This window comes from Actinomadura sp. 1N219 (assembly GCF_044326405.1).
Taxonomy (GTDB): Bacteria; Actinomycetota; Actinomycetes; order Streptosporangiales; family Streptosporangiaceae; genus Spirillospora.
The window spans coordinates 493,306-504,212 of the sequence record NZ_JBIRAY010000004.1 but is presented as its reverse complement, the minus strand read 5'-3'; the positions used below and the strand labels follow the sequence as shown (position 1 = coordinate 504,212).

Genomic DNA, 10,907 nt, shown 5'->3' with positions numbered 1-10,907 from the left:
TAAGTGCCTTACCCAAAATAGCGCGGTGCGGTGTTGTTGGTGCCACAGGTAGTCAGTTCGCCTTCCGAGTGACGGTGTACCAATTGTCCTGGTCGTACGCTCGCAGCGACGCGATGTCCGCGTCCGTGAGTTCTCGGAGAGTGACTCCGCCTGCATCAAGCCGGTTGATGAGTTCGAGGAGACCTTCCGGTGTATCGGTCGGCACATGCTGAAGGAGTGCCAAAAGCGTATCGCGATCGCTGCAAAACGCCAGGATGCTGGCACTGTCGACCTTGGGGCGGTTCGCCTTGGCCTTCATCGACTCATAGAGTCCACTCGCCTCCCGCCGCTCATCGGGGTTGAGGGTGGCGAAGCGAGCAGGAGAGACCTCCTGAATCCGTGCGGTGGCCCACGTCTTCCAAAGCTGCCTGAGGGAGGAGCTCAACTCGCTGGTGAACGCCTCCAAGGCGCGCCTGGCATCAACGAAAGCCCGGTCTCCCGGCAGACCACCGCGCGACTTCGATGCGAGTTTGGCCCGTGCAGTGTCGAACCCGGACACATCCAGAGCCTGGCCGGTGCGCTCGTGCAGCAGCACCGCGGTCCGCAGCTGCACCATCGCTGCCTGCACCGCAGTCCGCACCTCATCGATACGGCGCAGCACCCGTTCCTGGTCGTCTCGCTCCTTTTGGCTTTCAGCAATGCTGCGGGCCGTGTTCTGCAACTCCTGGGACTTCTCCAGAACCGTCACGTTGCTCATATGCCTGCCTCCGCCTGGGGTGTGGCGTCATCTACGGCCTGTTGCCACTCCACGAGCAGTCCTGCCAACTGGTCCGCGGCATCGCTGACCGCGTTCTGGATCTGCATCCGCGCTGCCGCGAGGGCCGTGTCAAGCAGGGCGTCGGCAGTCTTCAGATAGTTGTGTATCTCCCGCAGATGCGTTGACCGTGGTGCGGCAGCCACAGCCAGAAGGCTCTCGGTCGACTGATCTTGGAGGTTGTCGGTGACGCGGGACAGTTCTTTCTCAAGCACGGACACCGAATTCCAGTCGGCTTCTTCGACGGCTGCAGCCCGCAACTCCAACTCAGGCCCCTGTGGTCCTGTGAGGCCTTGAGCGTTGGCCATCTGCAGAGCCGTGGACACCTGTAGGACGAGACGGTCACCTGGACCACTCGACTTGGGGAAGTGTTCTCGGATCTCGTGGATGATAGTGGTCAACTCCTGCAATTGACCGCGTACCACAGAATCCAATCCGGAGCGAAACGGAAGTGCGGCCTCCTTGGCCCAAATCGGCAGGTCGACGCTCGACAGGTCCCACTCCTGCGCGGCCTTCCTCACGAGGGCAACGGCACGTGCCGCGTCAAGGACGTGGACGGCACCCGCGCCCTGGCCCAGCCCCAGAGAACTCAGCAGAGCCTCCACAAGCCCAGCGCGATGCTGCAAGTGCGCCTCAAGCCGCTTCACCCATGTCTCGGTGCGCGACGAGTTATCCGGACGCGCCCACGCCTGCCCCTTGTCGAAGGCGGCGATGTAGAGGGCATCGATCGGCATACCTGGGACAACCTGCCCGGCAAAGGCAGCCCCGAGGAGAGATAGGCGCAGTCCAACTACCAGGTCCTCATCGGAATGTTCAGCGTTGAGTGCGACCCGTTCACGCAAGGCTGCCCGGTGCGTCTCGGCCGTGCTGGCGAGTCTGACCACGTCTTGGGGTCGCATCCCGTCGGCATCCTGGGCGTTAACCCGGATCAGGCTCTTGAAGAACTCTCCGTTGGAGGGATTGCGCTTCAGGATGATTGCTGCGCTCTTGTTGAGCGCCTCGGCGCTGGCGTCCTCGATCGAGACGGTGTTGGCTTTGACGGTCCAGCCAGCGCCTTCCGCATCGCCGACTCCGATCGGCCTGATGGGAGGCGTGAGCCAGTCCTCCCTGTAAAGAACCGATCGGGAGATCACGGTGCGGGCGATGCTTGCCACCTCGGTGGTGAGGCGGGAACCGCTAGCCGCCCAGTCTTCCACCACTTGGATTTTACGTTGGATTGCGGGGGGAACTGGCAGTGTCCGTGGTGAATCGACGAAAGTGATTGCAGGCTTGGACGTCTCTCCCGCAGCCAGGGCGTCGGCGGGGCTGGCATCTCGCCCGTCTACGTCCAACTCCGGCAGAGAGAATGCCTCGCCGATACCCTGCGGCAGGTTCACCAACTGGGCGGGGGCATCAGCCCAGAATTCCAGCGCCTTGCGCCGGCGCTTGGCGTTCAGGGGGTCACGTGCATCGACGTCTTCGCTAACGCTGTTAGGCAATGCCGTGTCGACCCCCCTGACGGTCTTATAGTTCTCCTGGAAAAAGGCGCTCGGGAAGTCGCCTTTCCCGATCGACCTGTAAGCGTCGTTGAGGATCGGTATGACTCCGCTGCCCAGAACTGTGCGCGGGACGAATGCGTAGGGGTTGTCCTGCGGAGCCACGTTGTGAACGACACGGGTCAGAGCCGCCCGATTGAAGGGGTAGAGACCGAACCCGTCAGCGGATGCGCCGAAAGAACCGTGGCACAGGCTCTTTACGGTACAGTCTTCGCACTTGTTGGGGACCAAGTCGCCGTTGCCACGCTCCAGTGCTTCACGCCCCACTCGTGCGGCGTTGAGGTACTTCCCGACGAATGTGGCGACCTCCTCTGTCCCTGCCTTACCTTGCCCCAGAACGATATCCAGGTTGTAAACGAATCCTCCGGTGGACGTGCTGATCCTGGTGGCTGCGGTATCTGGAAGGTCATGGAAGTATCCGCTCGTGATCGCCATGAGGGTCCGCATGGGCGCAAGAGCCGTCTTCCCCTCCCGCTCCGACGTCTCGGTGATCGCGTCGAGCAGGTCTCCCTGGACACCTTGGATAAGGGCGAAGTCCTCTACCAGGAGGACGATCTCCTTGCCTCGGCGGGCGTAGATCTCGCGCACTTTTCGCATCGCTCCCAGGAGGCGTCCGCCTCCCAGTGACGACAGTTCCTGAACAGCCTTGTCCCAGTGCGCATTGAGCAACTCAACAGCCAGCACCTGGAGTTCAGGTCTAGACATCAGCATGCCGAAGATTTGGCGCGTAGGAGCTGCCATGTCGCCGGTGATGACGTCCGGGCTCAAGGGAAGGTCATCCAGAGAAAAACGTGGAGGGCGTTCCTCATCGGACTCCCGGTCGCTGAGGAAGTGCTCGGCGAATCGGGGAATGAAGTTTTCGGGCTCGAGCATCTGCTCCTGCAGAAGCGGATCCTGCAGGAGCAGGGAGATGCCTCTTGGCCCGACGAGTTGCCGTTTCTTCCCGGAGACCGCGTCCTTGCCGAGGTCGGCAAGAGTGACACTCAACTGGGTAATGAGACGGCGCGCCAACGAGGCCGTGGTGAAGGTCCCCGTAACCTGCCGGATGTCCTTGCGGATCTGCTCGATCTCTTCGTCCTCAACTCCGTCAAGGAGGGACTCGATCACATGTCGCAGACTCGTTTTAGACTTCTCGAGATAGATGATCTTTCGGTCATCGGAGTGCTTGATTTTCTCTTTGACCCAGCGCACCAGATGAGATTTCCCCGATCCTGATTCACCGACCACCGGCAGCAGCAACGTCCCGGTATTCGTGCGTCGGTTTAGGAAGTCGTCTCGGACATCCTCTTCTGTGACGCTTTCACCCGTGCTACTGAACGACCGACCATTGATACGGCAACGCTGAATTCCCAGCCGCGTGTGCGTGGACAGGAAGACGGCAGGCGAGGCGACAACCGCCTCAGTCTGGATCGCGGAAATGACGTTCTCCACGTCCCAGCAGACGTAACGATGGAAGTCAGACATGGGCGGCCTCTTGTCGAGCGATAGAGGAGCAAAGGCGCATGGACGACTGCTCGGGGTCCTGTACCTTAATCGGTTGCTTCGCGTCCGAGTCGCTGCTCAAGACGAGCCACTTCTCATTCTTGCCTCGCATCAGAGCGAAGGAGAGTGCTGCGCTGGCAGTCCGTTCGTCTGCAAGCCCATAGCCCAAATTGTTGGAGATGGCTCCACCTGGAAGGACGGGAAGGTGTTCGCGCAACAGGCGCAGGACGTCTAGGGCATCAGCAGGAGCCACTGGCGGCAGATGCTCTTCCAGAACCTGTTGCACGGCCCGCGTGCAGTCCGGAATGTAGCGTTGGGCGATGTGCGGTGCCGGGGCTCCCAAGCCGAGGGAGGTCGCCCACGCCATGAACGGTGGCCACCGAGTGTCGTTCACAAAGATCAACTCTCCGTCAGGCGCGTCCCTTTGGTGCCGACTGTCCACCACAGTCCAATTGAAGGACTCCGAGAAAGGATCGCGAGTCAGGCTCCACACCAGAGCCCGCCGCAGGTCATCGGCGGTCTCGGCCGGTTGGTGCCCGCGCAGGCCCAATACGGCGGACCGCAGGGCGCGCTGGAAGGCGGCATAGTCGTCCCAAGAAAGTACCGCTAGTTCACCCGCCAAGATCCAGCCTTGACCGCCGTTTTCCTCGGCGAGCCCCAGTGACCGCAGGGCAGCGAGGGCGTAGTGAACTGTGGTGGGCTTCTTCGATTCGCGGCTATGCGGCTCGAGGAAGGTACGGAGCGTGTCGTAGGCCACGGGCCCGGACCGCGAGGCCAGGAAACGCACGACGGCCCAGATTTCTCCCGGATACGGTACGGGCGTGTTGAGCAATGCCATTACCTGAACTCGCTTCTCACGTGCTGGATGTTCAACGACGGATGAGTGGTCGCAAAGGGGACCCCGGGCCTGGTCGGGTCCTCCACCTGCCGGGGGATCAGGAGATAGACAGGGTCCCCGTCGTCTAGCCGGTATCGGAGTTCTTCTTCGAGGAGCGATGTCGCCTCATCGGCAACCCAGGCGATGGTGGCCGGCGTGCCACCGCTCACCAGGCTGCTGTCGTGATCGACGAGCACCGGATGACCTGGTGCCTGTTCCTGGAGCTGACGGGCCAGTTCCGCGCCAAGGCCGGGTCCGGCGAAATGAGAAACGCCCGACCGTGCCAGTTTCACCAGCACAGGTAGCAAGTTCTCTGCGCGCTGCGCAGGGTCCTGCCAATAGAGGCTGAGGTGCGAGGTCTGAGGATGCAGGTGGGCCAGAGGGCTGTCGGACAGGGCCCACTCGACAGCGGCCGGATCCGGCGAGAACGGCCTGCGATAGTGAGACGCCGCTCCTTCAGGCGGAAGTCCTTGACACCTACACGCAGGACAGCCACGACAGGCTGCCATGGTGTAGTGGCGCCCACCGTTGTTTCCCGCGATCGAGTAATACTCGGCCAGGGTGTCAGCAATGCACCGCTCGTGATCCAAGACCGTCAACATCACGCGCAGAGAGTTGCGCTGGGCATTCTTGACACTCGACCGGATGCGCTCGTAGGCGACGCGGAAATACTGTGGATTGTTGGTCTGCCCCTCCACCAACTCGATTTCGATCCGATCCCGGGCGGTGTTGTAGAACTCTGTGATCCGCGCCTGCCAGTCCACGGCATCTTCGCCGGCTTCACGCATCGGAGGTGGTGGAGGGAAGATCCGGATCATCCCGATGCGATCCATCATGTTGAGCAGGCGAACGTTCCAGTCCTTGTGCGTGGCGTAACCAACGGACATTCGCGGTGGGCGCACGGTCAAGTCGAGCAAGTAGCGGTTCCCGTCCAGGTGATTTCCCTTGGTGAACATCGCCCGCCACCGTCCCCACGCAGTGTCCGCCATGAGGATCTTCTGCTCGTTCAGGGACTGGGCTGTGGTCTGGTCACCAGGGGCCGACGCGAGGTAGGCGATCGAGGGACTGCCGTCGCGGCCGCCGCGTCCGACCTCCTGGTAGTAGCGGTCGACCGTCTCGGGCACGCAGGCGTGCACAACACTGCGGACGTCCTCGAGGTCGACGCCCAGCCCGAAGGCGGAGGTGCCGACGACGACGTCGTACTCGGTCGTGACAGCACCATGGCTCGTGCGGCCCGACCAGCCCTCAAGCGCGCGACGGCGCCCCGCATCGTTGATGTCTCCGTGCACTACGGCGACGCGCTGCATCCCTGCGGCGCGCAGAGCATTGACCCACTCGGTGGCGTGCTTCTTCTGGGTCGCATACAGCACCATCGGTTTAGGGAGGCGTGCAACAGCTTGGAGCACTCCTTGAGAACGCGCCTCTTCCGAGTCGAAGGCGTCCATGAAGTAGGCAGGTTCGCTGCGCAGTTCGGAGGACCAGACCACGCGGGTACCTTCGCCGGAACCGAACAGGCCACGCAGCGTTGTCACCTGTTGCTCGGTAAGCGTGGCACTCATCGCGACCGTCCTGGGGGCATGCCCCTGGGGTGCAACCTTGCGCCAAGCCCGGTGCGGGGCGGCGAGACTCTGGAACCCTGAACGGAACTCGTTGCCCCACTGCTCGATGAGGTGCGCCTCGTCCAGGATGACGTAGTTCAGGTGCCCGTCCTGGGCGGCGTCACGCAGGGCTTTGCTCAGGCCGGCGACCACGGCTTCCGGCGAAGCGATCACCAGTGCCTGCCGCCCCACTGAGATGTCCGATCGCATTTGCTCCTTGTCGGCCTCGCTCAACTCCCCGAAGTAGGCGTATCGCTTGTGCAGAGCACCGGGATCACGCCTGCTCAGCAACTCACGGACACGCCGCTCCATGTCGATAGCCAGGACCACGGTGGGCACAACCATCACGGACACGCCGCTGCGTCGGTTTGCCAGCATGACCCCGGCGAGCGCCACCGGTGTCTTGCCGTGGCCAGTAGGTAGGCAGACGAGGAGGGTTTCACCCGGCGGCATCAGGGCAACCGCGCGAGCTGCTTGACGCTGCCCCTTGGACAAGTAGTGCTCGTAGCCGAGGACGTCCGTCCAAAATGGATCGGCCGGCGCAGCTTGCAGAACTCGGACCAGACCGGAGTCCTTGCCCAGGACCGCCTCACGGACCTGGGCAAGACCTGCCTCCTGCGCAGGTTTGTCACCCTCGCCCGGAGCCCACTCCTGGCCCCGCACTAGTGCGCGGCTACCGTCGACCACCACGTCGCAACCACCTGCTCGCCACTGATCGAAGGTGGGCAGCCCCTCTCGCAAGGGCACCGACAACCGGCCTGTCCGTCCCAGTGCTTGGTGGTGCAGCAGCAGCTGTCGAGTCAGCGAGACGATGTCAAGCCAGCCAGTACTGCCTTTGTCTATCCCAGCCAGGGCATCTCCCAGACGGCGCAGAGCACCTTTGGCCAGTATGTCTGGTTTCACCTCTGGCCACTGGTTGAGAAGGTGCTGAGCGCTTACCCATGCGTCGTCAGACATCAGTAGGCCAGTTCCAAGCCGCGGCGGACCAGGCAAGCAGCCGCCACGACCCGGACAACCGGCTGCGACAGCCCCTCGGCGAGAGAAGTCAGCACCTTCGCATCGGTGACCAGGCTTTCAGTGTCGCGCAGCAGCCGGCCAGCTGCCTGCCGAGCATGGGCCTGCGAGTGCAAAACAGCGGAAACCTCCAGCGCTTTCTGCTGGGCGTCCTCGCAAACTGCCGCTAGATCCGTGTGTTGGTGCAGGAACTCAAGCGCTGCCTGCTGTGCGTCACGGACGTACGTGGCCGCATGCTCCTGGCCTCCGAACACCTCAAACAACTCCGAGACGCGCTTGCTGTTGTAGTTTTGGTCACCCTTGCTCTTGTCGTAGCGACGATTCAAGAAGGCCAACTGGTTCTTGACGGTCACGGGCTCGTTTGTGCCCGCCTCGATCCAGACGCGCCTGATGACAGGAGGGAAGATCCGATCCGCCTGGCAGCGCAGAGCCCTTGCCGCGTCCACTCTGTCTTGGACATGCTTCAGCGCGGCAGAGGTGTCCGCCTGGATGAGGAAATCGAACCCGAAGTACGGCTGCGGTTCGTGCCCCGGTGACATCCCCCGGTCGATCCGCCGGAAGGAGGCACTCTGCCCGAGACTGTCATGGAGGATGGCATCGGACAGCATGTCCACCAGGGGGTTGCCGATGCGGAACAGCCGTGCGTCCCGACTGCGCAGCGCTCGCGACCGGTTGAACATCGCATGAGCGATCTCATCGTTCGGGATTCGATCCTTGACCCGCTCCCAGTGGCGGGGAGCAAGAAGCGGACGGCTCGAAGCGTTGTTGATCAGAAAGCGCCGCGCCGGAGATCCTTCGATGGAACGAACGAGGGAAGTCAGGTTGATCCCCCCTCCAGCGGCGTCCGTGTAGGCCAGGAGCGCCTCTTCTGTCTCAGACCAGTCACGCTCGATATCAGTCAGCGCGGCCGGAACGCTGCGCAAACGCTGCGACGACACGTGGATGGATTCCAAGAGGTCCATCTTGCGGATCTCGTCGTGTTCCTTGCCGAGTTGGGCAAGGACGTCCTGCTGCCGCGTCATCAGCCCTTCCGGCCCGTCCTCAACTGCCCCGGCCCATACACTCATGAGCGACTGGGCTATAGCGTTCTGGAGGGTGGAGACGGAACCGTCGAAGACCTTGTAGGCATCCCCGAGCAGGGTGGCCCATGCCTCAGCGAAAGAGCCGTCGGGGCCCTGTTCCTCGGCCAGCCGGAACTGGGGCGCGGGACCAACGGCCCCGAGCAGCGGGCCCGGATAACGGTCGACGCGGCCCAGACGCTGTTCCAGTTGGTTGGGCGACCAGGGAAGCCTCAGATGGACGACGCAGTCGGCTGCCTGCAAGTTCAGGCCATCTTCGGCCATGTCGTCGGCCAGGAGCACCGCCTGCCCGGGCGTGGGGGCGGCCCACCGAGAGATCTCCGTTGCTGCCTTGGCCGCGTCCAGCGTACGCGTGTGCTGGGCGGTCATTACCTTCGGGAAGTCACGGCGCAACCCGCCTGCGAGCGCGTCAGCTAGTCGGCCGGGGCCACAGAAGACGACGGCACGCTTTGCCTCGCGCAGCGTGGGAAGAAGTGCCCTGATGACGTGCTTCAGGTTCTCCTCGCTCGGCTTGGCGCCCGCAGGCCAGTCTTTCTCCACCTCAGCCAGCACGGTCTTCTCACATGCAATCACCGGCGCGCCGCGGAGCAGTTCTTTCTCCTGCGGTGAGAGCCCAGCACGTTCGCCAGCATCGGCGTCGCCCTGCACTCGCCACCGGAGGACATCGATGGTGTCGTAGGGAAGCGCGGGTGCCCGCGAGGTGAGAACCGCCAAGGGCATGGCGAACTGCGAGAGTTGAGTGCTCATCCTCTCGTTATCCAGGTGCTCGCGCACCGCGCTCCACCAGCGCATCACGAATGCATCCCCGGCCGCTACGACCGCCGAGGGCGAGTGGATGAGTTCAGGTCGGCGGCGGCCGCGCACCTCATAGGGGAGTGCCTCGGCGTCCGGGCCGCTGTCCTCTCGTAGCACCGCCTCACGCCGGTTGCGAATCACTCGGCGGTGGATCCGGTACGTCTCACTGATGTGAGCACGCAGCGCAATGACTCGACGAGCGAACTCATCTTGCGCATCGGGATTGATCAGCTCGTCCTCCTCATCGAGCATGCTGAGGACCTCGTTCGCGAGTTTGGCCAGGCGGACATCACTGGAGGGGACCTGTGCTCGGATCTCCTCGATGGAGTCCCGGATGATATACGTGTACTCCGGATTCAGGGAGTAGACCGAGTCGGCCAGAGCCTCGCGCATGCGGTAGCGGTCCTCGAAGTCCTGGCGCCGCTCCCACGAGTAGAGTTCTTTGTCGAGCAGATGAAGCAGCCCGAGGTTCGTCAGGTATCCGGACGTCACAGGGGTGGCGGACAGCAGCAGCAGCCGATGGGCTGAGTGCGCGAGTTCGCGCAACTCCTTGTAAGGCGTCGCATCCGGCCCTACCTGCACCAGGGCGTGAGCCTCGTCCACGACGACGAGGTCAGCCTGCCTGTAGCCAGCCCACTTCTCGGGATTCTCGTGACTGCTGACGACGATCGTCGCATCAGGGAAGTCCTCAGTGTGGAACTTGTCCTTGAGTTCGGACACCCACTGCCGGCGAAGAGCAGCCGGGGAGACCACCACCACACACGCTTCGGGATTGTCGATGAGGATCTGGCGTACGACATACCCTGCCTCGATCGTCTTTCCGAGGCCGACCTCATCGGCCAGAAGGTACCGCTGGACCGGGTCGGAGAGGACCGTGAGCGCGGCGTTTACCTGGTGCGGAAAAATCTCCACTGTCGACGACAGGAACGTGCTCATGCCGGCGCAGGCGCCACGCTGCCGGACGAGGTTTCTAAGGATCGGGAGCCTCGCGTCCCGGTACGGCGCCGTACTGCCGCCGCGGACTGTCAGATCCGCTGCGGGGTCCAACACAGGGCGATCCCACCGCACGTGGAGATCTTCCTCACGAACAGGCAGGTCGTAGTCCACATTGGGGAACCGCACAAAGTAAGAACGCCGGGCGGGATCTTCCTGTATCACTCGACCTGCATTCCAGAGGCCATCCGGGCTTTTCCACCAGATGCGCTCCTCGCGATTCAGGAGGACCCGGTGGACCAGGTGGTCCGCCACCCACTGCGACTGTGCGGTCGGCGCGGCCGGCGATTCGAAGTAGTCGACGCGGACGCGTCCCGCATCCACCTCCCCGACCTTGCCGATCCCCGGGCCACCCGGTAGCCGGACAAAGGCGCCAAGTTGCCTCACGCTGCTCGCGTGGCCCTGCTTCACGATCTTGCCCCCACCCGTTGTGCAGGTCGCCCTCCCCAGGGCGCAGCGCCGCCCCGGCGCCACAGCAGCACATCTTCTACCATTTGACCACATGTTCTCTAGGTTGTGGCACCCTTGAGGATGCACCGTCTGTAAGAGCGGATGCAGTGGCACCCCAGGATGTGTCCAGTTAACGGCTCTGTCGCTTTTTCGGTTGGTGAGTCGCACCGGGTTTGGTGAGGTCCGTATTACCGGACGTCGATTGGCGCTGGGGTGGTGATGGGGCGCTAGTGGTTGGCTTCGTGTTCGGCGGGTGGTACGGCGCAGAAAAGCGGGGGCCGACGGTGGTGG

At 63.2% G+C, this 10,907-nt stretch carries 5 protein-coding genes; all 5 read right to left on the bottom strand.

Annotated features, from left to right (window positions below):
* Window positions 1-52 precede the first annotated feature (52 nt).
* From ACH35V_RS17135 to dpdE, 5 genes are read right to left on the bottom strand one after another with little or no spacing between them, the layout of a single operon-like run.
* On the bottom strand, window positions 53-736 hold the full coding sequence (locus ACH35V_RS17135) for a hypothetical protein (RefSeq protein ID WP_395973361.1): 684 nt from the start codon (window positions 734-736) through the stop codon (window positions 53-55).
* The gene (dpdH, locus tag ACH35V_RS17130; RefSeq protein ID WP_395973360.1) at window positions 733-3,792 is read right to left on the bottom strand and encodes a protein DpdH; all 3,060 of its coding nucleotides are present in this window, start codon (window positions 3,790-3,792) and stop codon (window positions 733-735) included. The genes ACH35V_RS17135 and dpdH overlap by 4 nt, the downstream gene beginning before the upstream one ends.
* A complete protein-coding gene (dpdG, locus tag ACH35V_RS17125; protein WP_395973359.1) occupies window positions 3,785-4,648 on the bottom strand; it encodes a protein DpdG in 864 nt (287 codons plus the stop codon). Before dpdG ends, dpdH begins: the two co-directional genes overlap by 8 nt.
* The gene (gene dpdF, locus ACH35V_RS17120; protein WP_395973358.1) at window positions 4,648-7,242 is read right to left on the bottom strand and encodes a protein DpdF; all 2,595 of its coding nucleotides are present in this window, start codon (window positions 7,240-7,242) and stop codon (window positions 4,648-4,650) included. Before dpdF ends, dpdG begins: the two co-directional genes overlap by 1 nt.
* Complete coding sequence (dpdE, locus tag ACH35V_RS17115) at window positions 7,242-10,577, bottom strand: protein DpdE (RefSeq protein WP_395973356.1); 3,336 nt, start codon at window positions 10,575-10,577, stop codon at window positions 7,242-7,244. Before dpdE ends, dpdF begins: the two co-directional genes overlap by 1 nt.
* Window positions 10,578-10,907: the final 330 nt, after the last annotated feature.